The organism is Sedimenticola selenatireducens (assembly GCF_963675335.2).
GTDB lineage: Bacteria > Pseudomonadota > Gammaproteobacteria > Chromatiales > Chromatiaceae > Sedimenticola > Sedimenticola selenatireducens.
Genome location: NZ_CAXXYC010000004.1, coordinates 1,152,518 through 1,176,344 on the forward strand (window position 1 = coordinate 1,152,518; position 23,827 = coordinate 1,176,344).

At 58.7% G+C, this 23,827-nt stretch carries 24 protein-coding genes; 10 read left to right on the top strand and 14 right to left on the bottom strand.

Features of this window, described 5'->3' with window-relative positions; all coding sequences use genetic code 11:
- Positions 1 to 74 precede the first annotated feature (74 nt).
- Positions 75 to 704, bottom strand: coding sequence for an acyltransferase (locus tag ACHZBF_RS16535; protein ID WP_273440189.1), 630 nt, complete (start codon positions 702 to 704; stop codon positions 75 to 77).
- Positions 705 to 1,041: 337 nt separating this feature from the next.
- Between ACHZBF_RS16535 and ACHZBF_RS16540 the strand changes: the two genes are divergently transcribed.
- A complete protein-coding gene (locus ACHZBF_RS16540; RefSeq protein WP_273440190.1) occupies positions 1,042 to 1,713 on the top strand; it encodes a TetR/AcrR family transcriptional regulator in 672 nt (223 codons plus the stop codon).
- 449 nt (positions 1,714 to 2,162) lie between these two features.
- Positions 2,163 to 3,800, top strand: coding sequence for an AMP-binding protein (locus ACHZBF_RS16545; RefSeq protein ID WP_321529047.1), 1,638 nt, complete (start codon positions 2,163 to 2,165; stop codon positions 3,798 to 3,800).
- Between the two features lie 78 nt (positions 3,801 to 3,878).
- Here the strand turns inward: ACHZBF_RS16545 and ACHZBF_RS16550 are convergent, their stop codons facing one another.
- From ACHZBF_RS16550 to ACHZBF_RS16580, 7 genes are all read right to left on the bottom strand, one after another.
- Entirely contained in the window at positions 3,879 to 4,673 is a 795-nt protein-coding gene (locus ACHZBF_RS16550) for an alpha/beta hydrolase (protein ID WP_321529048.1), read from the bottom strand.
- A gap of 451 nt (positions 4,674 to 5,124) precedes the next feature.
- Complete coding sequence (locus ACHZBF_RS16555; protein WP_321529049.1) at positions 5,125 to 6,702, bottom strand: 3-hydroxyacyl-CoA dehydrogenase; 1,578 nt, start codon at positions 6,700 to 6,702, stop codon at positions 5,125 to 5,127.
- A gap of 3 nt (positions 6,703 to 6,705) precedes the next feature.
- A complete protein-coding gene (locus ACHZBF_RS16560; RefSeq protein ID WP_321529050.1) occupies positions 6,706 to 7,476 on the bottom strand; it encodes an enoyl-CoA hydratase in 771 nt (256 codons plus the stop codon).
- Positions 7,477 to 7,617: 141 nt separating this feature from the next.
- A complete protein-coding gene (locus tag ACHZBF_RS16565) occupies positions 7,618 to 8,376 on the bottom strand; it encodes an enoyl-CoA hydratase/isomerase family protein (RefSeq protein WP_321529051.1) in 759 nt (252 codons plus the stop codon).
- Between the two features lie 78 nt (positions 8,377 to 8,454).
- Positions 8,455 to 9,639 carry an acyl-CoA dehydrogenase family protein gene (locus ACHZBF_RS16570; RefSeq protein ID WP_321529052.1) on the bottom strand — a complete coding sequence of 395 codons (1,185 nt, stop codon included), beginning with the start codon at positions 9,637 to 9,639 and terminating at the stop codon, positions 8,455 to 8,457.
- Between the two features lie 59 nt (positions 9,640 to 9,698).
- Positions 9,699 to 10,517 (bottom strand): enoyl-CoA hydratase family protein, encoded by an 819-nt coding sequence (locus ACHZBF_RS16575; protein WP_029132325.1) that lies wholly within the window; start codon positions 10,515 to 10,517, stop codon positions 9,699 to 9,701.
- Between the two features lie 62 nt (positions 10,518 to 10,579).
- Positions 10,580 to 11,326 (bottom strand): SDR family NAD(P)-dependent oxidoreductase, encoded by a 747-nt coding sequence (locus ACHZBF_RS16580; RefSeq protein ID WP_029132324.1) that lies wholly within the window; start codon positions 11,324 to 11,326, stop codon positions 10,580 to 10,582.
- Between the two features lie 403 nt (positions 11,327 to 11,729).
- Between ACHZBF_RS16580 and ACHZBF_RS16585 the strand changes: the two genes are divergently transcribed.
- The gene (locus tag ACHZBF_RS16585) at positions 11,730 to 12,488 is read left to right on the top strand and encodes an SDR family NAD(P)-dependent oxidoreductase (protein WP_321529053.1); all 759 of its coding nucleotides are present in this window, start codon (positions 11,730 to 11,732) and stop codon (positions 12,486 to 12,488) included.
- Positions 12,489 to 12,590: 102 nt separating this feature from the next.
- On the opposite strand, the gene ACHZBF_RS16590 is transcribed toward ACHZBF_RS16585, so the two are convergent.
- Both ACHZBF_RS16590 and ACHZBF_RS16595 read right to left on the bottom strand, forming a co-directional pair.
- Complete coding sequence (locus ACHZBF_RS16590) at positions 12,591 to 13,019, bottom strand: acyl-CoA thioesterase (protein ID WP_029132322.1); 429 nt, start codon at positions 13,017 to 13,019, stop codon at positions 12,591 to 12,593.
- Between the two features lie 145 nt (positions 13,020 to 13,164).
- Entirely contained in the window at positions 13,165 to 14,007 is an 843-nt protein-coding gene (locus ACHZBF_RS16595) for a LysR family transcriptional regulator (RefSeq protein WP_029132321.1), read from the bottom strand.
- Between the two features lie 113 nt (positions 14,008 to 14,120).
- On the opposite strand from ACHZBF_RS16595, the gene ACHZBF_RS16600 reads away from it, so the two are divergent.
- Positions 14,121 to 15,308, top strand: coding sequence for a YbfB/YjiJ family MFS transporter (locus ACHZBF_RS16600; protein WP_321529054.1), 1,188 nt, complete (start codon positions 14,121 to 14,123; stop codon positions 15,306 to 15,308).
- A 92-nt stretch (positions 15,309 to 15,400) separates the two neighbouring features.
- Positions 15,401 to 15,604, top strand: a complete 204-nt coding sequence (locus ACHZBF_RS16605) for a 4-oxalocrotonate tautomerase family protein (RefSeq protein ID WP_273440206.1) — start codon at positions 15,401 to 15,403, stop codon at positions 15,602 to 15,604.
- 32 nt (positions 15,605 to 15,636) lie between these two features.
- Here the strand turns inward: ACHZBF_RS16605 and greB are convergent, their stop codons facing one another.
- A complete protein-coding gene (gene greB, locus ACHZBF_RS16610) occupies positions 15,637 to 16,137 on the bottom strand; it encodes a transcription elongation factor GreB (protein WP_273440208.1) in 501 nt (166 codons plus the stop codon).
- A 105-nt stretch (positions 16,138 to 16,242) separates the two neighbouring features.
- Here greB and trpC point away from each other — a divergent pair, with 105 nt between their 5' ends.
- Entirely contained in the window at positions 16,243 to 17,046 is an 804-nt protein-coding gene (gene trpC / locus ACHZBF_RS16615; RefSeq protein ID WP_029132317.1) for an indole-3-glycerol phosphate synthase TrpC, read from the top strand.
- A gap of 44 nt (positions 17,047 to 17,090) precedes the next feature.
- Here the strand turns inward: trpC and ACHZBF_RS16620 are convergent, their stop codons facing one another.
- Positions 17,091 to 17,627 (bottom strand): invasion associated locus B family protein, encoded by a 537-nt coding sequence (locus ACHZBF_RS16620; RefSeq protein WP_321529055.1) that lies wholly within the window; start codon positions 17,625 to 17,627, stop codon positions 17,091 to 17,093.
- A 223-nt stretch (positions 17,628 to 17,850) separates the two neighbouring features.
- On the opposite strand from ACHZBF_RS16620, the gene ACHZBF_RS16625 reads away from it, so the two are divergent.
- The 3 genes from ACHZBF_RS16625 to ACHZBF_RS16635 are packed head-to-tail and all read left to right on the top strand — an operon-like array spanning position 17,851 to position 21,518.
- Positions 17,851 to 19,899, top strand: a complete 2,049-nt coding sequence (locus ACHZBF_RS16625; protein ID WP_321529056.1) for an elongation factor G — start codon at positions 17,851 to 17,853, stop codon at positions 19,897 to 19,899.
- Between the two features lie 38 nt (positions 19,900 to 19,937).
- Positions 19,938 to 20,807: an Hsp33 family molecular chaperone HslO gene (gene hslO, locus ACHZBF_RS16630; protein ID WP_321529057.1), complete on the top strand. Its 870-nt coding sequence runs from the start codon at positions 19,938 to 19,940 to the stop codon at positions 20,805 to 20,807.
- 30 nt (positions 20,808 to 20,837) lie between these two features.
- Positions 20,838 to 21,518, top strand: coding sequence for an SIMPL domain-containing protein (locus ACHZBF_RS16635; protein ID WP_029132314.1), 681 nt, complete (start codon positions 20,838 to 20,840; stop codon positions 21,516 to 21,518).
- Positions 21,519 to 21,540: 22 nt separating this feature from the next.
- On the opposite strand, the gene msrA is transcribed toward ACHZBF_RS16635, so the two are convergent.
- Positions 21,541 to 22,116, bottom strand: a complete 576-nt coding sequence (gene msrA, locus ACHZBF_RS16640) for a peptide-methionine (S)-S-oxide reductase MsrA (protein ID WP_321529058.1) — start codon at positions 22,114 to 22,116, stop codon at positions 21,541 to 21,543.
- Positions 22,117 to 22,190: 74 nt separating this feature from the next.
- Here msrA and ACHZBF_RS16645 point away from each other — a divergent pair, with 74 nt between their 5' ends.
- Complete coding sequence (locus tag ACHZBF_RS16645) at positions 22,191 to 23,492, top strand: TAXI family TRAP transporter solute-binding subunit (RefSeq protein WP_321529059.1); 1,302 nt, start codon at positions 22,191 to 22,193, stop codon at positions 23,490 to 23,492.
- Positions 23,493 to 23,571: 79 nt separating this feature from the next.
- Here the strand turns inward: ACHZBF_RS16645 and ACHZBF_RS16650 are convergent, their stop codons facing one another.
- Positions 23,572 to 23,796, bottom strand: coding sequence for a hypothetical protein (locus ACHZBF_RS16650; protein ID WP_029132311.1), 225 nt, complete (start codon positions 23,794 to 23,796; stop codon positions 23,572 to 23,574).
- Positions 23,797 to 23,827 lie beyond the last annotated feature (31 nt).

The window sequence follows — 23,827 nt, forward strand, 5'->3', positions numbered from 1 at the left end:
AACCTTTCTAGGTTGCGCTGCCGGTTTTGTCAAACACCCGGTAAAACTACGGAAGCAGCTTGCCGATAAATTTTTCAGTCCGGTTCGCTCGGCGTGCGGTTTTTTATATCCGTCAGGGGCATGGGGGCTGCGGACAGCTCATCGGTAGCCTTTCGGCCCGGCTCCTCCACTTCCAATGGCTCAACAGGGCGTAGCGAGTTGATGGACCTTACCGCCAACTGCTTGTAGCTGTCGGTACCTTGTATTTTCCATTCCAACTCCTGTGCCGAAAGGGTCCGTACCATTCTGGCCGGCATGCCGGCGACCAGCGTGTTGGGCTCCACCTGCATGCCGGCTTTGACAAACGCCATGGCAGCCACGAAGGCATTTTCACCGATCACCGCCCTATCCATAATCACCGAGTTCATACCGATCAGGGCGTTCCTTTTGATTTCACAGGCATGAATAACCGCGCCATGCCCGATATGACTGTCATCCGCGATCCGCACCGTAACTTCGGGGAATGAGTGAACCACGCAATTGTCTTGTATATTGACACCGGTTCCGATTTCAATGCGTCCAAAATCACCTCTGATACAGGCGCAGGGACCGATATAGCAGCCTGGACCAATAACAACATCACCAATGATTACGGCATCCGGATGTACGAAAGCGCTGCGATCGATAACCGGAATCATTCCGGCAATTTCATAAACTCGTGCCACGTTCAATGTCCCGCTCGGTGAAATCGTGAAAGGCAAAAAGACGCATATTGTGCGGCCGCACTTTTATCTTGTGTTGCGCCAGTGGTGATTCATACCGGCACATGGATTCGTGGCGGGTTAAGGCATGATTGACAGGCGTCCCAAGCCCTGGATTTATACCGCCAAATGAATGAATAGTCAATTTATTGGGTGGTGTCGCGACGACATACCGGGCAGAATATGAGAAATGCCTGACCGAAGTCATATAGCACCGGCCGGCATGAAGAAAAGGTTTGTTCGATGCGAGTCTCTATCGCATAATCAGGACGCCTTATCAACGTTCGAGTGCAAAAAAATCATGTCAGCTCCCATAAAATTTGCCAGCACTGTCACCGATCCCAAACTGGTTGAAGAGCGCAGAACCCAGATTCTGGGAGCGGCCATAAAACTGTTTTCCGATAAGGGCTACTACCGCACCACTATTCTTGATATTGCCAAGACTGCCGGTATCAGCAGCGGTTTGATATACCAGTACTTCAGTGAAAAAGAAGATGTACTCTGTTTTGCACTACTGCATGTGGTGGATACCTACGAACGTGAAATCCCAACACGGATTGCCGGGGCGAAGGACCCGGTAGACCGTCTGTGTCAGTCAGTGGAGGCCTACTGTACCATTGTCGATAACTTGCGAGACGCCACCCTGCTGGCCTACCGCTCAACCAAATCACTCTCTCCGGCAGGCCGGAAACATGTCATGGCGGGCGAACAGCGCTCAAATCAGATAATTCTCGGATGCATCAATGAATGTATTGATGGAGGATACTTCCGGGAAGTCAACAGTGACCTGCTTGTCTATCAGTTTGTCATGTATTGTCATACCTGGGCACTCAAATACTGGGCTTTCAGGGACAAATATACGCTGAAGCAGTACGTAGATGAGGGATTAAAGCTGTTGGTAGAGCCATATCTGACGCCGCGCAAAGGACGGGGAGCATTCCGCAAAAGGCAGGAAACCGCTGTAGTTGACTGAGCGGTGATTAGACCGCCGTTGCGCATAAATCCATAACCCCGGTTATTTCACTGCCGGATTCGGACTCATACCGATTGCCACTGCGCGGAAGCAATCCCATCGGCACCCGCCACCTGAAACCCGCCTGGTATCCTTCCCACCGCACTTAACCATTATCTGTGAGTCAGGCCAACATCGCTGCCTGATGCGTCAGTAACCTAAACAGCTTATGTGATCACTGACTATTCTGCACCAATAAATGAATGATCATTCATTCAGTTATTGACACCGGTGATATGAATGAGTAATCATTCAGTATCTGATCGAATACAGACTGGCATAGCTGGAAAACTCCCATACACGTCATCGCCATCTATCCCCCTGATGGCAGGGCGTGACGGAAAACTCACGCTGGCCCTATGGCTTGACTAGCCCAAATCACCTGAGCAGGCTAAAGGAATGGAGGATTTATGAATTTACCCGGTGGTATCCCGTCGGCGCATACAGACACCTTCGCACGCACACTTTTACCTGCCAGGAAGTACTGGCCAGAATTCGACTATTCTGCCGACCATCTCAGCCATTACCCCGATCAGATTAATGCTGTTGAAGTTCTACTTGACAATGCCATCAGGGAAGGAGCCGGGGATAAGCCTGCCTATATCCATCAGGGCGAGACCTGGACCTATAGCATGCTCAAGGAGCAGGCCGAGCGTATTGCCCGCGTCCTGGTGGAAGATTATGGCCTGGAACCGGGCAATAGGGTGTTACTCCGTTCGGCCAATAATCCCATGGTCATAGCCTGTTGGCTTGGGGTACTCAAGGCGGGCGGAATCTGCGTCTCCACCATGCCGCTGCTGCGCGCCAAGGAGCTTTCCTACATAGTCGAGCGGGTCAAAATCCGCCTGGCTTTGTGCGAGTATTCCCTGGATTCCGAGATGGAAAAGGCCAAAGACCTGTCGCCCTGCCTTGAGCGGGTGAGCTACTTCTCCCCCCTCGGCCAGAACAATGATGAAAAAGCCGACCTGGACCGCCGCACAGCGGAAAAGCAGCCGTCCTTTGAAAACGTCAAGACGGCCGCCGACGATGTTGCATTGATCGTATTTACATCCGGCTCAACTGGACAACCCAAGGCGGCCGCGCAGTTTCACCGGGATATTCTGGCTGTCAGCGACAGCGTGCCACTGACTTATCGTATTCAAGCCGATGATGTAATTTGCGGATCGCCGACCTTCGCCTTCACTTACGGACTGGCGGCCTTCATTCTCTACCCCCTGCGTTACCGTGCCTGCGCGGTTTTGACCCCACCCAAACCGGAATTGATATTGCAGGCCATTGCACAACATCGGGTAACCAATTTGCTTGCGGTACCTACCTCCTTTAACGCCATGCTGAATATTATCGACAATTACGACACCAGCAGCCTGAGGCAGTGCAGTTCAGCCGGGGAGCATCTGCAACTGCCTCTCTGGGAAAAGTGGCTGGAAAAAACCGGCGTCAGGATTATCAACGGCGTCGGGGCAACCGAGTTCATGTCGCACTTCCTGTCCGATGATGTGGCTGTCAATCGCCCCGGTACCGCTGGACGTGCAGTGCCCGGCTTCAAGGTCAAGATCATTGATCAACTGGGTAATGAAGTACCTCGCGGAACCAGTGGGCTTATCGCGATAAAAGGACCCACCGGCTGTCGTTATCTTGATGACGAAGACCGCCAGCGCGGATTTGTTCGTGATGGCTGGAACGTGCCCAGCGATCTGTTCATGCAGGATGAAGATGGTTATTTCTGGTATCTCGACCGCGCCGACGACATTATTGTTTCATCTGGTTACAACATCTCCCCCCTGGAAGTGGAACGCTGCATTCTGGAGCATCCGCTGGTAGCCGAGTGCGCGGTGGTGGGGGTGCCAGATAGTGAACGAGGCAAGCTTGTACGCGCCTGCGTGGTGCTGAAAAATCCGGCACTGGAAGGTGCACAAACCGCTAAATCGATTCAGGATTTCGTCAAGGAGAATATTGCACCCTATAAATATCCGCGTGATATTGTTTTCTTCGACGAACTACCCCGCACCCCCACTGGAAAAATTCAGCGTTTTCGTCTGCTCGAGTAAAGTGAAAACCGCCGGAGACTCTTTATCCGCTGAACGGTATCGAGGGGGGGGTGGTTACCCAGCCATTCCTCGGCGATATCAGGTTTGCGCGGATGGCGCTTTCGCATCCCGAGCGGTATCAAATGCCCTGAGCAGCACCGCCGAGATCTCCCGCAGCGCCACATGCGCTGCCGAGATTACCCCACCCATACTTAGAAACCCGTGAATAGTGCCCTCGAAACAGCGGTACTGAACCGGAATGCCGGCCTGTTGCAATCGTTCGGCATAACACCTTCCCTCATCAACCAGGGGATCGAGCCCGGCCGTCAGGATCAGGGCGGGAGGCAAGCCGCTGAGGTCGCGTTTTTGGATAGGGGCGGCAAGGGGGTCGAGAAGCGTATTCTCATGTCCGAAATAGTGGTGTGAAAACCATCTTATGGTATCGGACGTAACCGGAAATACCTCCCGGTACCGCTCTCGGGATGGATAGCATTTCGCAAGCTCTTCGCCGCCCTGGTCCAGGCAAGGATAGATCAATACCTGGCATATCAGGCGAAATGTATCACACTGCTGCGCCACTACCGCGGCCAGCGTGCCGCCCGCACTATCGCCGGCGACGGCGACCCGTTCGCGATCTCCCCCATGACGTTCAATCTCACTCATGACCCAGGATACGGCTGCCATTGCATCTTCAACCGCAGCGGGGTAGCGATGCTCGGGGGCCAGGCGATAATCCACGGAGATCACCAGACACTGGGCGGCGAGGCAGAGAGTGCGGCAGAGCGAGTCATGACTATCCAGGTCTCCCAGCACAAAACCACCCCCGTGAAAAAAGACCAGGACCGGCAGCAGCACATCGCCTCCGGCCGGAGGCCCATATAATCGCAGGGGCATCTCGCCTCCAGGACCTGGAATCCGAATATCTTTGCAGACATCAACGGCAGGCGGGGGAATATCGGCTTTTTCCGACCGCAGCCTGAACTGGCGGCGCGCTTCAGCCGGTGTGTATGCAGTCAATGGTGGCAGGTTGGCCGCGGCCACCCAGTCTAAAAGGGCCTGCGTTTCCGTGTCCGGGTGCATACTTGGGCATCCTCATTAAAGAGAAGGGCGGCGATAGCGGCCGCTCTTTTATCGAGATAATCAGGGTGAGATTAATCCATACCTTCACGAATGCATGCGGTCTGTTATTCCAGAGCGCTGTATAGGGCGAGTGACATCCGATAAAATCCCGCCCCCTGCCTGAACAGAGCAGCACCGTGACCGATCCGATCAACCACGCTTCATGGTAAACGCTGGACGCCTGCGCCTAGGAGGACCCACGGGCGCTGCCTGCGCCACACCTCCATCAGACCACCGCCCCTGTCCAATCTTCCGAAAAAATATGTTCGTCTGACAATAACGATAATCCGAGTCGCGCCCGCCGGGACAACCAGGGGCTGACCCGATACCGGGGATCCTGCGACGCCTGATGCATATTGGTCAGAATTTTAACCAGCTTTTCCGCGCCCAGGATATCGCCCCAGGCCAGCGGGCCATGCGGATAGCCCAACCCCAGGGTAACCGCCCGGTCAATATCGGCCGGTGACGCGATACGTTGCTGCGCCATATCACAACCGATATTGGCTATGGTCGCCAATACCCGTTGCGCCACGAAGCCCGCGCTTTCGCGGATCATAACCACCGGTACCTTATCGCTTGAAAACAGATAATATGCCGCCCGCTTGATCGCTTCCCGGGTAGCCGGTGTCGCCATCAGCGTACGAACCCTGTCGAGGTCGGGTATCACGTCTATGGCGATAGCACGGGTCGGGTCCACCCCCAGTTCCAGCGCCGCCGTAGTCGCGTCCTGCCCCAACGGAGCCAACAGACAGAGGGAATCGTCCGCCGGCTTAGCTCCCCGATCGACCGTTCCACCCAGCTTTTCCACTAAGTCGCTCAGCTGTTTAAAAGTCGGCTCATCCCCTGGGCTGACCCAGATGCTCGGCAAGGGCACCGCCCGGGGTTCAGCCCGTGGCGCAAGCAACTTCTGATTCTGTTCATAGGTGTAAAATCCCTTGCCGCTCTTTCGTCCCAGGAGGCCGGCCTGCAACCGCTGAAGCGCCAGTGGTGTAGGACGATAGCGCGGCTCCTGATAATACTGTTGATAGATGGACTCCATTACCGGTTGCGAGACATCCAGACCGGTAAGATCCATCAATTCAAACGGCCCTAATCGAAAACCCATCCCATCGCGCAGAATATCATCGACCGCACGGAAATCGGCAACACCCTCACTGTGAAGCCGCAGGGACTCGGTGATCATGCCACGTCCCGCATGATTGACCACGAATCCCGGGGTGTCCTGCGCCCGTACCGGCGTATGCCCCACCTGTTGCGCTAACGCTGTCAGTTTATCGGTCACCCGGGACTCGGTTTGCACGCCTTCGATTACCTCTACCAGTTTCATCAACGGAACCGGATTGAAACAGTGAAAGCCGCCGACCCGCTCCGGGCGCGAGCAACCGGCGGCAATTGAAGTTACCGACAGGGAAGAGGTATTGGTGGCCAGGATGCAGTCGTCCGCAACCACCCGCTCCAGCAAACCCAGCAGTTCCTGCTTGGCATCGAGACGTTCGACAATTGCCTCAATGACAACTGCGCAAGAGCTGAACGCGTCGAGATCGGTTGCACATGAAATACGTGAAAGTGCCTGTACCACCTGTTCGGGTGTGAGCTTCTTCTTGTTTTGCAGTCGGTCGAATATGTGGGCGATTTCCTCTATGGCGACACTCACCGCCTCGCTGTTGGCGTCGTACAGGACGACATCAATACCTGCCTGCGCGGCCACCTGCACAATACCACGGCCCATGACTCCGGCGCCCACGACACCCAGGGTCTCTCCAGGCACCCATGCCCTGGTGCAATTTGGCTGCTGTTGCGACATTTATTAGTTCCCCCGGTAAGCCGGTATACGCTTCTCGATAAAGGCCTGCATACCCTCTTTTTGATCGTTGGTGGCAAATAGCAGCTGGAACGCCTTGCGCTCCAGCGCGAGCGCCTGATCCAGCGAGGCATCCTGGCCCGCCAATACCACCTCTTTAATCTGTGCAACGGCGAGTGGAGGCATACTGGCGATACGCCGGGCCATGGCCAACGCGCGGTCGAGCACCTGCTCATCAGGCACGACCATCGAGACCAGACCCATCTCCCGAGCTTCACCGGCGGAGATTGCATCACCCGTCAGGAGCAGCCGCATGGCGTTGTATTTACCGACCGCTCGAAGCAATCGCTGGGTTCCGCCCGCCCCGGGCATAATTCCCACCTTGATTTCAGGCTGGGAAAAACTGGCGTTTTCACCGGCAATGATGATGTCGGCATGCATGGCCAGTTCACAGCCGCCGCCGAATGCATAGCCGGCAACGGCGGCAATCACCGGCTTGGGGCAGTCGGCTATCGCCTGCCACATCAGGTGCGTCTTGCGCAGCATCATATCGAGGGCACTGCGTTGCGCCAGGTCGACGAGATCTGCGCCGGCGGCAAACGCCTCCTGATTACCCGTGACAACAATGGCGCGCACCTGATCATCATCACTCAACAAGGAAAAGCAGGTAGCCAACCGTTCACGTACCGCCATATTGAGAGCGTTCTTGCACTCAGGACGGTTAATTTGGATGATGGCCACTTCGGTCGTGTGCTTTTTGAGAATAACTTCGTTCATGTTCAGCACCGTTATTTTCGCAAATTTTTCCCGCGTCGAGCCGGCAACGGTCATCCCGGGAACGACCACCATAAGAAGGGCAAAACTCTCTGCTGCGCTGGCTTGCCGGCGGCAAGAGCGGGCTGTCGCTGCCGGATCAGATCAACCCGCCTTATCTAAAAACCGGCGGACGATTTCCTGGGAAATCGGGTTTTCATACAGACGTTGCGTACCTTCAAGTTCGATCGCGTAACCGTCCTGGTCGGGGTTCAGCGCCGCCTGGATGCAGCGCTTGCATTCCGTGATGGCGTCCCGGGGAACTCTACCTATTCTGACCAGCAACTCATCGACCAGACCGGGCAATTGCGCCTTGTCGGCCACCCAATGCACCACGCCCAGCTTTTCCGCCTGAACACCATCCAGCACTTCGGCCGAAAGAATCATACGACGCGCAACCGCATCACCGCACAATCGGGTCAGGCGCTGGGTACCACCCGCTCCCGGCAACAGACCAAGGCCCGCCTCCGGCAGGCCAATCCTGGCCGTATCAGCGACCACCCTGAGATCGCAGGCAAGCGCCAGTTCCAAGCCTCCGCCCAGCGCTGCACCTTCGATTTGTGCCACTGTCACCATAGGCATCGCCTCAAGCTGGGCGAATACGCGTTGCATCTTTGCAGCCAACTCCACCATTTGCAGCCGACCTGCCTCACTGGTAAAACGACTGCGCATCACTGCCAGATCAGCGCCGGCACAGAATACCTTCTCGGCGCTACGGATGCGCAAGGCAGACAGGTCCGGATTTGCACTGGTTTCATTCAGAACCCACTCGAGTCGCTCGATCCATTCGTCGCTGATCGCATTTACCGGCGCACGGGACAGCGTGGCGGTGGCGACGGCACCGTCTATCTCTAGTGAAATCATACTAACCCTCTCAACGACGTTTCGTTTCGGCAGGTACGGGATCGCTTCAATTGCGGCCTGGCGGCGGCCGCATGCGACTTACCCCAAAAGTACGGCATTCGCGATGACAAGCTTCTGGACCTCGGTTGTACCTTCATAAATGCGCAATGCCCTGATGTCCCGGTAGAGTGATTCGACACGCACGCCGTGCACCACACCCAAACCGCCAAACAGTTGTACCGCCTTGTCTATCACCTCTTGCGCTTTCTCGGTGGCGTACATCTTGGCCATCGAGGAGGGAGCGGTATTGCGCCCGCCAAAGGTGTCCTTGCTCCATGCCGAGCGATATACCAATAGGGAAGCCGCATCGATCTCTGTCGCCATCTCGGCAATCTTTGCCTGGGTGAGCTGAAACTCGGACAGCAGCTTGCCAAATACGGAACGCTCCTGAACGCGGGCCAGAGCCTCGCTCAATCCCCGCCGGGCAAAGCCGAGTGCGGCAGCCCCTACGGTGGTACGAAATACATCCAGCGTACCCATCGCCACCTTAAAGCCTTCGCCCGGATTGCCCACCATGGCCGAAGCCGGCACCCGGCAGTTTTCCAGCCTGATGGTGGCGAGAGGATGGGGAGCGATCACACGGATCCGCTCTACCACGCTAAACCCGGGATTATCGGCGTCGACAATAAAGGCGGAAAGGCCTCTGGCTCCGGGGGCCTCGCCGGTGCGGGCAAAGACCACATAGTGATCGGCAATGCCACCGTTCGATATCCAGGTTTTAATACCATCAAGAACAAAATCGGCACCCTCGCGGCGGGCGGTGGTGGAAATCGCCGAAACATCGCTGCCGGCATCCGGCTCGGAAAGCGCAAAGGCGGCCAGGCGCTCTCCCCGCATCACCGGCGGTAGATAGTCGGCGCGCTGCTGTGCGCTACCGGCGATAGATATGGGCCCGGTACCCAACCCCTGCATGGCAAACGCGAAGTCGGCCAGCGGCGCATGACAGGCCAGCGTATCGCGACTCAGGCAGAGGCTGCGCACATCAAACTGCCCCCGGGCATCAACTACGGCGCTACAGTTCAGAAACCCGGCTTCACCCAACCGGCGGACGATCTCCCGGCAGGCAATATCCTGTGCGTCGTCGTCCTCTCCGGCGTCCTCGGCAACAGCAACCAGCTGCTCCCTGGCAAAGGAGTCCAGTGCCGCAACCTGGTTGCGGTGCCGATCTTCAAAAAACGGCCACTGCGCAAAGCCCGAAGCACGATAATGTACCTGTTCAACCATGGAAGACCTCTCCTGTTCGACCCTGCCGCACGAGGTTTTCCCTGTACGGCAGGTGGATCTCAGTTGCCCTCGAACTGGGGCGTCTGCTTGTTGACGAAGGCGTTGTAGGCGCGCTCAAAGTCTTTGGTTGCCATACAGATGGCCTGGGCCTCAGCCTCGGTCTCCAGTGCCTGTTCGATGCTCTGGCTCCACTCCTGGTGCAGGCATTTCTTGGTGACCGTGTGGGCGAAGTAGGGCCCTTCGGTGATCACCCGGGCCATACTGTAGGCCTTTTCCATCAGCTCTTCCTGCGAGACCACTTCGTTAAAGAATCCCCAGTTGGCACCCTCTTCAGTGCTCATGACCCGCCCGGTATAAAGCAGTTCCGAGGCCCGGCCATGACCAATAATTCGCGGCAGGATGGCGCACGCCCCCATATCGCAACCTGCCAGCCCTACCTTTACAAACAGGAAAGCGGTTTTAACCCGTGGCGTTGCATAACGGAAATCACTGGCCATCGCCAGAATGGCGCCGGCACCCACACAGATGCCATCGATCGCGGCGATAATGGGTTGCGGGCACTGGCGCATCTCCTTGACCAGATCGCCGGTCATGCGGGTGAAGCGCAGCAGGTCATCCATGCCCATGCGGGTCAGCGGTCCGATGATATCGTGCACATCGCCCCCGGAGCAGAAATTGCCACCGGCACCGGTGATCACCACGGCCCGCACGTCCTCGGCATACTGCAGCTTATGGAAGGTATCGCGAAGCTCCGCATAACTTTCAAAGGTAAACGGGTTTTTCCGTTCGGGTATATCCATGGTCACGGTGGCAACACCATCCTTCACTTCCCAACCAAAGTGATCCGGTTTCCAGTTTGCGGCTTTTACTTTGTACATAATGTGTTCCTCGGATTAACAAGCTATTCTTGCATCGACAATTGAGTTGATTACACGACAGTTCAGTCGGCCATGGTCAGTCCGCCACTGACACTCAATACCTGTCCGGTAACAAATGAGGCGCGGTCACTGGAGAAAAACAGCACGGCATCAGCCAGTTCCGAAGGCTTACCCAGGCGGCGCATCGGCGTAGCGCGGACAAACGCCTCCTGATGCTTTTCCGGTACCGCACGTAACAGGGGCGTGTCGGTGGGACCGGGACAAACGGCATTCACATTGATATTGTGGCGTGCAACTTCCCGCGCCAGCGACTTAACAAAAGCAATCGCCCCGCCCTTGGCCCCGGAGTACACGGTTTCCCCCATGCTGCCGACACGGCCCGCATCACTGGCGATCACCACGATTTTTCCCTCATTGCGCTCGATCATCTGATCCAGAAACGCGCGGGTCACCATAATCGGTGCCATAAAATTAAGGTCTACCACCTTGCGCCAGAAATCGGGCGTGTTTTTCACGAACGGTTCGATTTTTCCCCATCCGGCAACATTTACGACAATGTCCACATGGCCTTTACTTTTGTATGCGGCTTGCTTGAACGACTCGATGGAATCGGGGTCGGTTACATCCATACGCAGAAATTCAGCGCTACCCCCGTCGGCACGAATTTTCTCTGCGGCCGTCAGCCCGTCATCCTCATTGATGTCTCCCAGAAATACATGGGCGCCGGCTTTAGCGAGGGCCTGTGCAGTGGCAAAACCAATTCCAGAGGCAGCGCCGGTTACTACAGCGGTTTTTCCGTCTATATGCATAATAATTTCCTTTGGGTATTGAGCGGTTTCGGGTTGCACATTCATTATGAATGAACGATCATTTAATAATGTTAACTGAATGATCATTCATTCAATCAAAAAGGTCAAGCATAAAATATGCGCAGGAATCAGCCCGCATTATCCCTGGACGGCACGGAATTTCGCTCCGCAGGCGACGAAAAACACCTTTTATTATTAATAACTTATAATCTATTCAAATACACGGAGAAGCGACGTGGCTTGACATTTATTTTTTATGAGTGAATAGTCATTCAATAATCGTTTAACTAAGCACTCGCATTCCCAGGGCACCGAAAATCCCGGCCGGATGCATGCCATCCTACGCTGCCCTGAACGGCGATGCTTGATCACCGTTCAGGGCAACCAGATACTGAGGCTAATGATGAAAAACCAAGCTCTGCCAAAAGCAATAGGCGTTACCGGTGCCAGCCGGGGGATCGGGGCCGCCACCGCGATCGAACTGGCCCGGCGCGGCTTTATGGTTGCCTGTCTGAACAGGAATGGTCTGGCAACAGCGTGCCCGGAGGGAATTTCCGGGGACGTGGCATCCCGTCTGGTAGGTGTACAGTGCGACATCCGCGACGAAGAATCTGTGCAGCGCGCGCTGCAGCAAGCCAACAATCTGGGTAGTGGCCTGTTTGGTGTTATCAATAACGCAGGCATTGCCAGCGGTGGCCCCTCCGATACATATGCATTAAAGGATTTTGAAGAGACTCTTCGCACCAACGTGATCGGCACATTTTCTGTTTGCCAGTCCGCCTACCCCTTTTTGGCTGCCAATGGAGGCGGGATTATCGTCAACATCGGTTCCTTCTGGGACCGGATTGGCGGAAAGCGATACGCCGCTTACTGCGCATCAAAAGCGGCCGTTGCGGCCATTTCCCGTGCACTGGCAGTCGAATGGGCAAAAAAGAACATCCGCGTACTGGATGTGGCCCCCGGCTACGTGAGAACGGAAATGACCGCTGATCACCTTGACCAGCAGGCGATGCAAGAACACCTGAAAGGGAGAATTCCGAGAGGTTATCCCGGGGAGCCCGGGGATATCGCCAGGTTTGTTGGCTCTATATTTGTCGAGAACAACAGCTACCTGACCGGAACCACCATTTATATCGATGGAGCGCAGGGAATCTCACCCTAGGGTCTGCCGGGTTCACCGCTGACCTGGCGCGAAAATCCGCTTGGGCGTCATCTTCGTTCACCCCCGTGCCGGTGCGCGCCAGCCGGCGAATACGCTGAGTTGTCAGAAATCCCGCTGCATTGCCTGGCGGATAGCCTCAGGTATCGGCTGCGGCCGCTGAGTTTCCCGGTCGACGTAGACATAGACCCAATGGCCGATGGCCGCCGCCTCGTCCTCACCCTGACGAAACAGGGCCAGTGCATAATTCACGCTGGAGCGTCCCACCTTGGTCACGCGCAGCCCCACATCGAGCACATCGGGAAAACTGACCGCACGGAGAAAACGGCACTGACTTTCCGCCGTAAAGGGGATAACCCTGTCCTGCATCCAGTCAATTCCAGCTTCCGTTACATACTGAATAATCACCGCCTCATACAGGCGATAATAGATGACATTGTTCAGGTGTCCGAACTGGTCATTGTCATTCCAGCGGGTAGGGATGGTGTAGAAATAGCGGTAATCGTCGCGCTTCAGCCATTCATTGTTGATCATCGGGGATTAGCTCGGTTGCTGCCATCGTGCGGTCACACCCAGGCCGCAGAGCGGCCGGTAACCACATGAATCACAGGTAAATTCTTCAGTCGGATCGGCCGGACAGAATAGTCTCACCTGATACTATCTGGCAAGTGCCGATGGCTCACCGGTAGCTTGCTGTCAGTTCGATCAGCTTCTGCATGGCGCCACTGAGCGGGGTATCCTTGCGGCGGACCAGCAGAGTCTGGATGCGGGCGATATGGGCCGGGATCGGGCTGATCACCACATCGATCTTGAAGGCGGAACGCTCCACCACGGCACGCGGCATCAGGGTACACCCCAATCCCGCATCGACACAGCCCAGGATCCCCTCCAGAGTGCCGTACTCCATGATCGAATAGGGCAGCCGCCCCTCCTCCCGCAGCCACTGTTCCGCCCGCGCGCGATAGACGCAGCCGGTACGGAACACCAGCAGGACATTCGGTGTCACCGCCTGGCGGGCAGTAACCAGCACCAGTTCCTCCTCAAAGGCGATCTCGCTCTCCAGATCCGGATGCTCCACCGGCCCGCCCACATAGGCACAGTCCAGCCGGTGCTCCAGCACATCCCGGATCAGCCCCTCGGTGCGCCCGGTACTGACACTGATCTGCGCCGCCGGCAGGTCATTGTGCAGCGTCTTGAGGATTGCCGGCAACCGGATCGCCATGGTGGTCTCCATGGAGCCGAGACGGACCGAGCCACCATCCTTGATGGTGCCACGCACCGCATCCGAGGCCTGCAGTTCCAGACGCAGAATCCGCTCCGCATAATCCTTCAGCACCCGGCCGGCCGCGGTCAGGGACATACCGCGGCTCTGGCGCACGAACAGCGCCGCACCCAGTTCCTCCTCCAGCTTCTTGATCCTGGCCGTCACATTGGACTGGACATAATGCAATTTCCCGGCAGCCGCAGAGATACCGCCGGTCTCCGCCACGCTGAGAAAGATACGCAGGCTGCTCACTTCCACCCGACACCTCCAAGCATCACTAATACAGAACGATTGGATCATTATAAATCGTTTGTAATGATAGGCAAGCCGCCGCATGCTCTGCTGCAGACAACAGCCACCGGGAGCATCACTTGAACAGCCAGCGACACAACCTGCAGATCCTCGCGGGCGGGATCAGCAGCCTGATTCTCACCATGGGAATCGCCCGTTTCACCTATACCCCGGCCTTGCCGCGCATGCAGGATGCCCTGGGCCTGGGCGACGCGGCGGCCGGCCTGCTGGCGGCGATGAATTTCGCCGGCTATCTCAGCGGCGCGCTGCTGGCCAGCAGCCTGGGGAATCTCCGGGTGAAGGAGCGGCTGTTTCGTGCCGGGCTGATCCTGGCGGTGCTCTGCAACGCCCTGCTGCCCCTGACCGAATCCACACCCGTCTGGTCCCTGCTGCGCTACCTCTCCGGGCTCAGCAGCGCCGCCGGCATGGTGCTGGGCACCAGCCTGGTCCTGGAGCACCTGACCCGACAGGGGGTGCGGCAGCTGATCGGGGTCCACTTTGGCGGGGTGGGGGTCGGTATCGTGCTCACCGCCCTGGCACTGGGTGGTGCGGACAGCCCGCTGGATTGGCGCATGACCTGGTGGAACAGCGCTCTGTTGGGCTTACTGTTTATCCTACCCGCCTGGTTCTGGGTCAGGGGCGGCAGAGATGCAGAGCACCCGCAGGCCAGCCAATCCGTGGCCTGGCGTGAACTGGGACGACCGTTTATCTATCTGACCGGTAGTTACTTCTTCGCCGGGGCCAGCTTCGCCGTCGGCACTACTTTCATCATTGCCGTGATTCAGGCAAGCCCGGAACTGGCCGGGTTCGACCAGTCGGCCTGGTTGCTGCTGGGCCTGGCCGCCGCCCCCTCCTGCTATCTCTGGGTACGCTGGGCGGCGCGCCTCGGCAACCTGCCAAGCCTGCTGATGGCCTATGTCATTCAGACCCTGGGCCTGTTGCTGCCGCTATTGGGGAGCGGCAACGCCACCCTGGTGGGGGCACTCTGCTTCGGCTTCACCTTCATGGGTATCGTCGCCATGGTGTTGAGCCAGGCGGGGCACCTGGCCCGGCACAACCCGGCACGGCTGATGGGCCTGCTGGTCACTTCCTATGGAGTTGGCCAGATCAGCGGGCCGATTGTCGCCGGACAGTTGATGACCCAAAACAGTAATCCGCAGCTTGCCCTCTGGCTGGCCGCCGGTCTGAGTGCCGCCGGCACCCTGCTGGCCATCGGCACCCGGGAGCGTCGGGTCCAACTGCAGCGGGAGTGTCCCCAGCCCGGCTGAATCTCGCCAGGCGCACATCGTTAGCCGACGCGACCGGGTATGTGGCACCATACCGGGCACACGAACCAGACACCCTACCGGAGGAGCAACCCATGCCTTACGTGAACATCAAGATTACCAACGAAGGGGCCACCGCCGAACAGAAGGCCACCCTGATTGAAGGCGTCACCCGGCTGCTTCAGGAGACCCTGAACAAGAACCCAGCCACCACGGTCGTGGTGATCGAGGAGGTACCTACCGACAACTGGGGCATCGGCGGGCGTTCGGTGACCGAATTACGGCGGGAAACTAAGTAGTTCATGGTGTGAGCCCGCAAACCCCAACCGACTCAGTCAACCGGGTAAGTGACGGACAGCACCCAGTAGCGGCGCTCCCCGGACGGGGTTTGCACCCGCACCTCATCATCCACCGACCGCTTCAGCAGCGCCCTGGCCAGCGGTGCATCCATGCTGATCCAGCCACGCTCCGGATCAAACTCGTCCGGACCGACAATCCGATAGGTCACGGGATTGTCGTCCTCGCCTTCCAGTTCCACCAGGGCGCCAAAAAAGATCTGCTCGGGATTGCTTGGCACCGTATCCACCACCTTCAGGTCAGGCAGGCGTTTCTGCAGATAGCGGATACGCCGGTCCAGTTCGCGCAGCTCCTTCTTACGGTAGATATACTCGGCGTTTTCCGATCGATCGCCTTCGGCCGCCGCCGCCGCCAGTGCCTTGGTCACGTCTCGGCGGCGCACCCAGAGGCTTTTTGATTCCGCCTCCAGGCGCAGATAGCCCGCCCGGGTGATATAGGGGGACTGCTTCGGCTGGGGGGGGCGATAACGGCCCATTTCTACCTCACTTCGGGTAAGCACCCCGGTTCTAACCGGGGTTAATTCAAAATCGAGAACGTGTAAACTACGCCCCCAGACTGTATTTACCAGAGAAGATTGCCCATGAGCAATACACCCGACATCCTGAAAAAGATCGTCCAGCGCAAACGGGAAGAGATCGCCCAGCGCCGGGCGGCGCTGCCGCTCGATCACCTGATTGAGCAGTTGGCCGGTATCGACAACCCGACCCGCGGCTTTGTTCAGGCCATCGCCGATAAAATCGACCAGGGTGGAGCCGGCGTAATCGCCGAAATCAAAAAGGCCTCTCCCAGCAAGGGAGTGATCCGGGCCGACTTCCATCCGGCCGAGATTGCCGTCAGCTACCAGCAGGGCGGGGCGGCCTGTCTTTCCGTGTTGACCGATATGGATTTTTTCCAGGGCAGCGATGCCTATCTGCAACAGGCCCGCGCGGCCTGCAGCCTGCCGGTAATCCGCAAGGACTTCATTATTGACCCTTACCAGGTGTATGAGGCCAGACTGATCGGCGCCGACTGTATCCTGCTGATTGTCAGCTGCCTGGACGATGCAACGCTGGTGGAACTGAACGACCTGGCCCAACGGCTGGGCATGGATGTACTGGTGGAGGTACATGACGCGGCAGAATTGCAGCGGGCACTGAAGCTCAACAATCGGCTGATCGGAATCAACAACCGCAATCTGCGCACCTTTGAGGTCTCCCTCGACACCACCCTGGAGCTGCTGACACAGATCCCCCCCGAGAGCATCGTGGTAACCGAGAGCGGCATCCACACGCCCGCCGATGTGGCGCGTATGCGCGGGCATGGCGTCAACGCCTTCCTGGTCGGCGAGGCGTTCATGCGTACCGCCGAACCGGGTAAGACACTGGCCGCGCTATTTGGCCAGTAAAATCACCCGGCCGTCGGGCCGCTCAAACCGGCCCGGCGGTGCCACTACTTCTGCAGCGATTCGCTGGCACCGGCAAAGCCATTCAGTGATACCTCGATGCCCATCAGCTTGTTCTGGGCATTGGCGATGGCCACCTTGAGCTTGTCACCACGTTTCATCGCCTCCAGCAGTGTGTCGTCCACCGGCAGGCTGGCGCGGCAACCATCCGCGACACAGAGATTGTAAGGCACCTTGATCGGCTCACCCACATTGTCCACCTTCAGCTCGACACCCGCGACCAGGGAGACGCCCAGTGGCGTGGTCAACACCATGACCGGTCCCTTGGCAAAGGGCGGATATCCGAAGCTCACATGCAGTACCGTCTGGTTGTTCTCTTTCAGCCGCAGGCGCTGAAACACGAGGCAGAACTCTTCTCCGGTTTTCAGGGTTTCGCAACGGCGCCCCCAGTCATTGAAAACCTGTCCGGCCGCCGCCTCAGCCGCCTCCTCCTCTCCCTTCTGTTGCTCGGCCAGAGACCCGCTGACAGGTGCCAGTAGCGCCGCCATGGCCAAGAATAGAATCGCACATCCACGCTGCATCATAAGCTGTTGCTCCCAAACTGCTTCACGTCCTGATTAACCAATGCCGCATCCGGTCGAAAACGACACCCTGACATCATACTGCATCTCTATCTTTGAAGTATGGAATTATCCACCACCAATTTTGCGGGAGAAAAAAAGCGGCCGATTGCACCCCCGGATATTCCACATTGCCGCTCAGTCGTTTAGTCTTGCCCGGGTAATCACTCTCGCTGCAGTCAACCAAATGAATATTAGCCATTCAATCGATAAAGTTCGCAATATCGGCATTGCCGCCCATATCGATGCCGGCAAGACCACCCTGACCGAACGCATTCTGTTCTATACCGGGGCACTCTACAAAATCGGCGAAGTGCATGACGGGGCCGCCCACATGGACTACATGGCCGAAGAGCAGAGCCATGGCATCACCATCACCTCGGCACTGACCAAGGCCACCTGGCGGGATCACCTGATCCAGATTATCGACACCCCCGGACACGTGGACTTCACCATCGAGGTGGAGCGCAGCATGCGGGTGCTGGACGGCTGCGTGATCGTGCTGGATGGCGTCAGGGGCGTTGAACCACAAACCGAAACGGTCTGGCGGCAGCGCTCAAAATTCAATCTCCCCTGTCTCTTCTTCATTAACAAGGTCGACCGGCCCGGGGCCGATTTTGACCACGCCCTGGCCACGGTCGGCAAACGCCTCGGCGTCCGGCCACTGCCGGTCACCCTGCCGCTGCCGGAACAGGGCGCGGTGATTCATCTGATCGAGCGCACCCTGATCCGGTTTTCCGGTGAACATGGCGACCAACTGGAGATAACCCCCTGCGATCCGGCCCTCTGGGAATCCGTCGCATCCCACCGGGAAAACCTGCTGCTCGGTATCGCCGAAACCGATGAGGTGTTTGCCGACCGGGTACTGGCCGGCGAGGAGCCCGCGCCGGAGCAGATCTGGGCGGCACTGCGCAGCGCCACCCTGACGGGTGAGGTCTGCCCCTGCTTCGGTGGCTCGGCACTGCGCGATCTGGGGATTCAGCCGCTGATCGACGGCGTGACCCGGCTGCTCCCCTCACCCCTGGAACGCCCACCCGCCAACGCCTGGCTGCCGGATGGCTCCACCACACCCATCGACATGGAAGACAACCAGCCGCTGGTCGCCCTGGCCTTCAAGGTGCAAATGTGGGAGGGGCGGCGCCATGTGTTTGCCCGGATCTACCGGGGCCGGCTGAAGCCGGGTGATCAGGTCCGCTTCAGCCGGGCCGACGGCAGCGTGGTACAGGAGCATGTGGCGCGTATCTTTGACGTGGATGCGGCCAAGAAAACCCGCCTCGACATCGCCCACGCCGGCGATATCGTGCTGTTGGCCGGCTTGCGTCATGCCGCCACCGGCGACACCCTCTGCCACCCAGACCATCCGCTGCTGCTGGAGCGCATCGATACCCGGGAACCGGTGCTCAGCCTGGCGGTGGAGCCGGCCTCGTCCGGCCAGGAGGAGAAGTTCCTGGAAGTGATGGGCAAACTGCAGGAGGAGGACCCGACACTGCAGTTCGGTGAAGACCCGGAGACCGGCCAGAAACTGCTCCGGGGCATGGGCGAGCTGCACCTGCAGATCATCATCGAGCGGCTGCAGCGGGAATACAATCTGCAGGTCAGGACCGGCAAGCCGGCCGTGGCACTGCGCGAGACCATTACCCGGCGAAGTGAACTGACGCACCTGTTCCAACCCCCGGCCGATCCATCCCGCAAGGAGCCGCTGAAGGCCCAGGTGACGGTCTCTGTCAGCCCGCTGCCACGCGGTGCCGGCATGGTGAAAAACTGCCAGCCGACCATCCTGCCCGAGGGTAGCCAACTCACCAACCTGCAGCAGGAAGCGCTGGACCAAGGCATCCGCTTTGCCCTCGGCGGCGGCCCGCTGGAAGGGGCACCACTGCAGGATCTGCAGGTGAACATTACCCAGGTGGAACTGTTCGGCGCCCACTCCACGCCGGAAGCCCTCACCTCCGCCGTCGCCCGCGCCCTGCGCAAGGCCCTGGAGGGGGCCGGGCCGGCGCTGCTGCAGCCGATCATGAAAGCAGAGATCGTGGTGCCGGAAGAGAACCTGGGCACGGTTCTGGGGGACCTGCAATCCCGCCACGCCCTGATCCAGGACACCGAGCGCACCGTCGAGCAGGCCACCATTCACTGCGAGGCGGCCCTGGCCAGCCTGCTCGGTTACACCACCGAGCTGCGCAGCATGACCCAGGGGCGAGGGCAGTTCAGTACCCAGTTCGAACGCTTTGATATCTTCTGAGCAATCATTCATCCATCGGATCGCCTACTATCATCATCATGAACAGCCAGGATCAGCTCTACCGGTTTGTCTTTGAATCCCTCGATATCCGGGGCGAAATCGTCCAGATGGATGCCAGCTGGAAGGCGGTACTGGAGCGCTACACCTACCCGGCCACGGTTGCCGAGCAACTGGGCCAGGCCATGGCCGCGGTGATCCTGCTCTCCGCCACCATCAAATATGACGGCTCGCTGATCCTGCAATCCCAGGGCAACGGCCCACTGCGCACCCTGGTGGCGCAGGCCACCCGGCAGCGCACCGTCCGGGGGCTGGCCCGCTGGGAGGGGGAATTGCCGGAAGGCAATCTGGCCAAGCTATACGGCACCGGACAGATGATGCTGACCGTAGTCAACCGGGGCGGCGAACGTTATCAGGGCATTGTCGGGCTGGAAGGGGAGAATCTGGCCGAGGCCCTGGAGGGCTATTTCAACAACTCCGAACAACTCGCCACGCGCTTCTGGCTGGTGGCTGATGGCGAGCGGGCGGCCGGCCTGTTCCTGCAGCAGCTCCCATCGGAGCTGGACCGGCAGGCGGAGTGGCAGCGCATCGGCATGCTGGCGGAGACCATCACCCGGGACGAACTGCTCAACCTTCCCGTTCAGACCCTGCTGCACCGGCTGTTCCATGAGGAACAGGTGCGGCTGTTTGAGCCCGAGCCGGTGGCATTCCGCTGCAGCTGCTCGCGGGAGCGCATTGCCGATTCCCTGCGCGCCATGGGCAAGGCGGAACTCCTATCCATTCTGGAGGAACAGGGGGCCATCGAGGTCGACTGCGACTTCTGCAACAAGCATTACCGGTTCGACGCCATCGATACGGAACAGCTGTTTATCGACGGTGTGCCTATCGATACGTCCGACACACCACAATAGCCATAGCTATCATCCGGGCAAGGAGCAAAAATGAGATTTCGATACCTACCGCTACTGCTGATACTGGTCACCAGCCTGGTCATTGGCGAGGAAACAGCGCCGACCTACGACCGCATCAATCTGGCGGTGTCCGCCGGTGAAGAGATCGACAATGACACCCTCAGCGCCACCCTGTTTGCACAACATGAGGGCAACGACCCGGCCGAACTCGGCACCCGGGTAAACCAGGCCATCAGACAGGCGGTGGAAACCGCCAAAAAAGAGCCCGGTGTCAAGGTGCAGACCCTGGATTATCAGACCAGCCCGGTGTATCGCAACAACACGCTGTCCGGCTGGCGCGTACGTCAGACGATACGTCTGGAGAGCCAGGATGTGGCGCTGATCAGCCAACTGATGGGCAAACTGCAGGAAGGGCTCAGTATCGGCAGTATCAGCTATGCCGTGTCACCCGAACAGCGCCAGCAAGTCGAAGAGCGGCTGATCAGCCAGGCCATCCAGCTGTTCAGGGCCCGGGCGGCTTTGATCAGCAAAGAGATGGGGCACAGCGAGTATCGACTGGTACAGATGAATATCAGCAGTAGCGGTGCCGCGCCAGGCCCCTATCCGGTGCGGGCCATGGCACTGCGAGCGGAATCAGCACCCACCCTGGAGGCAGGCAGCCAACGACTCGAGGTGCAGATCAACGGCACCATCGAGTTGAAGCCGGAGTAATCACCAGCAGGGCAGCATACCGCTAGCCGACCCCCGTCGGGCAGCCCACACCGGTGCCTCCCAGGCCACAATAGCCCGCGGGGTTTTTGGCCAGATATTGGTGATGATAATCCTCGGCATAATAGAACTCCGGGGCCTCCAGGATCTCCGTGGTGATCGGCCCGAAACCGCGTTCGGTAAGCGCCTGCTGATAGGCATCGCGGGACGCTTCCGCCTGTTCCCGCTGTGCGTCACTGGTGACATAGATCCCGGAGCGGTACTGGGTGCCGATATCATTGCCCTGACGCATGCCCTGAGTCGGGTTATGGCTCTCCCAAAACAGCTGCAACAGCTCGGCATAGCTGATGACAGCGGGATCAAACAGCACCTGGACCACCTCGGCATGTCCCGTGTTACCGCTACAGACCTGCTTATAGGTCGGATCTGTCGTGCTCCCGGCCGCATAGCCCACGGCCGTGCTATAGACTCCCGGTGCTTCCCAGAAACGCCGCTCCGCGCCCCAGAAACAGCCCATGCCGAACAGCGCCCGCTCCAGCCCTGCGGGGAAGGGCGGCAACAGCGGATGGCCATTGACGAAGTGTTTATTGGTTATCTGCATGGCGACCTCGGGAATCTGGGTTATAGTGGGCACCAAGTGGAATAACAGACCTGGATTAATATCAGGATAGCGTCTTGAGCAAGCAACGCAAACCCCGTCAGAGCAAGGATAGTTTGAATATCTTCGGCCCGGCCGTGCTGCTGGTGCTGCTGGGTTTCATCCTCGCCTACCAATTCGTCAAGCCGGCACCTCCCGATCATATTCGCCTGGCCAGCGGGCAGCCGGATGGAGCTTATTACCTGTTTGGACAGCAGTACCGGAAGCGACTGCTGGAAGAGAAAATCCACCTGGAGGTGCTGACCAGCGCCGGATCCATCGACAATATCGGGCGACTCACGCGCGGTGAGGTGGACGCGGCCCTGGTACAGGGTGGCACCACCGGTGACACGCCCGGGGAGGCCAGCCTGCTCTCCCTCGGCAGCCTCTATTTCGAGCCGATCTGGGTGTTTTACCGCAAAGAGTTATCAGTCTCCCACCTCACCGATCTGCAGGGCAAACGCACCGCCATTGGCGCGGAGGGGAGCGGCACCCGCTCGCTGGCACTCCGGCTGCTGGCGCAAAACGATATCAACCCGAGCAACAGCCCGCTACTCGAATCCAGCGGACGCAGTGCCGCCGACGCCCTGCTGGAGGGGAAGATCGACAGCGCCTTCTTTGTCGCCTCTCCCATGTCGCCGGTGGTGCGTGCCCTGCTCGATGCGGAACATATCCAGCTGATGAGTTTTGAACGCGCCGAAGCCTATACCCGGACGCACCGTTTTCTCTCTTCCGTGACCCTGCCGGAGGGGGTGATCAACCTGAAGCGCAATCTGCCGGACCGGCCGACCACCCTGCTGGCCGCCAGCGCCAACCTGGTGGTCAGGGACGATCTGCATCCGGCGCTGATGGACCTGCTGCTACAGGCTGCCCAGGGGGTGCACGAGAGAGGAGGGTGGTTCGAGGAGAGCGGACAGTTTCCGGCCCCGGAGTATCTGGTCTACCCCCTGAGCAGCGCCGCCGAGCGCTTCTACAAATACGGCCCACCGCTACTGCAACGCTATCTGCCGTTCTGGGCCGCCACCCTGGTGGATCGACTGAAGGTGATGCTGCTGCCGTTTCTGGCCCTGATGATCCCGCTGTTCAAGATCATGCCGCCCATCTACCGCTGGCGCATGCGTTCGCGCATCTATCGCTGGTACCGGGAGGTGCTGGCCATCGATCACCAGCTGTTCAAACCGGACGCGGACCTGGCACAGGCCAGATCCGCGCTGGATCAGATTGAGTACGATGTCTCACATATCGAGATACCGCTCTCCTATGCCGAAGAGCTGTATGACCTGCGACTGCATATCAGCCTGATCCAGCAGAAGTTGGAGCGACGGGCGCGGCAACCCTGAATCGACAGGCAGCGGCGGGCATGGCCCGATCTGTAGGGCGCCCTGCGGGCGCCGTATCACCGGAGCCGTTGAGTTTGGATCAGTCCAGCGCCGGCCCCAGTACGAACTCCAGGGTGCGGAAGCCGTGGGCATCCAGCGCGTCCTCGATATCATCCCAGGTAAAATCGGGATTGGCCTCCTCGGCGGCGGCGATCACACCGGTGGCGTGACGAAACGCCTCATGCGACTCCATATCCTCGGGAATCCTCACCAAACGGATCTGCTCCGGCTCCTTGCTTGGCAACACCATCACATTGCAATTCATCAAACAGCGCTCCTCTGATTTTCGGGGCCGA

Coding starts and splice junctions, on each gene's coding strand:
- ACHZBF_RS16540 (WP_273440190.1), top strand. CDS start 1,042: ATGTCAGCTCCCATAAAATTTGCCAGCACTGTCACCGATCCCAAACTG.
- ACHZBF_RS16545 (WP_321529047.1), top strand. CDS start 2,163: ATGAATTTACCCGGTGGTATCCCGTCGGCGCATACAGACACCTTCGCA.
- ACHZBF_RS16550 (WP_321529048.1), bottom strand. CDS start 4,673: ATGCCCCTGCGATTATATGGGCCTCCGGCCGGAGGCGATGTGCTGCTG.
- ACHZBF_RS16555 (WP_321529049.1), bottom strand. CDS start 6,702: ATGTCGCAACAGCAGCCAAATTGCACCAGGGCATGGGTGCCTGGAGAG.
- ACHZBF_RS16560 (WP_321529050.1), bottom strand. CDS start 7,476: ATGAACGAAGTTATTCTCAAAAAGCACACGACCGAAGTGGCCATCATC.
- ACHZBF_RS16565 (WP_321529051.1), bottom strand. CDS start 8,376: ATGATTTCACTAGAGATAGACGGTGCCGTCGCCACCGCCACGCTGTCC.
- ACHZBF_RS16570 (WP_321529052.1), bottom strand. CDS start 9,639: ATGGTTGAACAGGTACATTATCGTGCTTCGGGCTTTGCGCAGTGGCCG.
- ACHZBF_RS16575 (WP_029132325.1), bottom strand. CDS start 10,517: ATGTACAAAGTAAAAGCCGCAAACTGGAAACCGGATCACTTTGGTTGG.
- ACHZBF_RS16580 (WP_029132324.1), bottom strand. CDS start 11,326: ATGCATATAGACGGAAAAACCGCTGTAGTAACCGGCGCTGCCTCTGGA.
- ACHZBF_RS16585 (WP_321529053.1), top strand. CDS start 11,730: ATGAAAAACCAAGCTCTGCCAAAAGCAATAGGCGTTACCGGTGCCAGC.
- ACHZBF_RS16590 (WP_029132322.1), bottom strand. CDS start 13,019: ATGATCAACAATGAATGGCTGAAGCGCGACGATTACCGCTATTTCTAC.
- ACHZBF_RS16605 (WP_273440206.1), top strand. CDS start 15,401: ATGCCTTACGTGAACATCAAGATTACCAACGAAGGGGCCACCGCCGAA.
- greB (WP_273440208.1), bottom strand. CDS start 16,137: ATGGGCCGTTATCGCCCCCCCCAGCCGAAGCAGTCCCCCTATATCACC.
- trpC (WP_029132317.1), top strand. CDS start 16,243: ATGAGCAATACACCCGACATCCTGAAAAAGATCGTCCAGCGCAAACGG.
- ACHZBF_RS16620 (WP_321529055.1), bottom strand. CDS start 17,627: ATGATGCAGCGTGGATGTGCGATTCTATTCTTGGCCATGGCGGCGCTA.
- ACHZBF_RS16625 (WP_321529056.1), top strand. CDS start 17,851: ATGAATATTAGCCATTCAATCGATAAAGTTCGCAATATCGGCATTGCC.
- hslO (WP_321529057.1), top strand. CDS start 19,938: ATGAACAGCCAGGATCAGCTCTACCGGTTTGTCTTTGAATCCCTCGAT.
- ACHZBF_RS16635 (WP_029132314.1), top strand. CDS start 20,838: ATGAGATTTCGATACCTACCGCTACTGCTGATACTGGTCACCAGCCTG.
- msrA (WP_321529058.1), bottom strand. CDS start 22,116: ATGCAGATAACCAATAAACACTTCGTCAATGGCCATCCGCTGTTGCCG.
- ACHZBF_RS16650 (WP_029132311.1), bottom strand. CDS start 23,796: ATGAATTGCAATGTGATGGTGTTGCCAAGCAAGGAGCCGGAGCAGATC.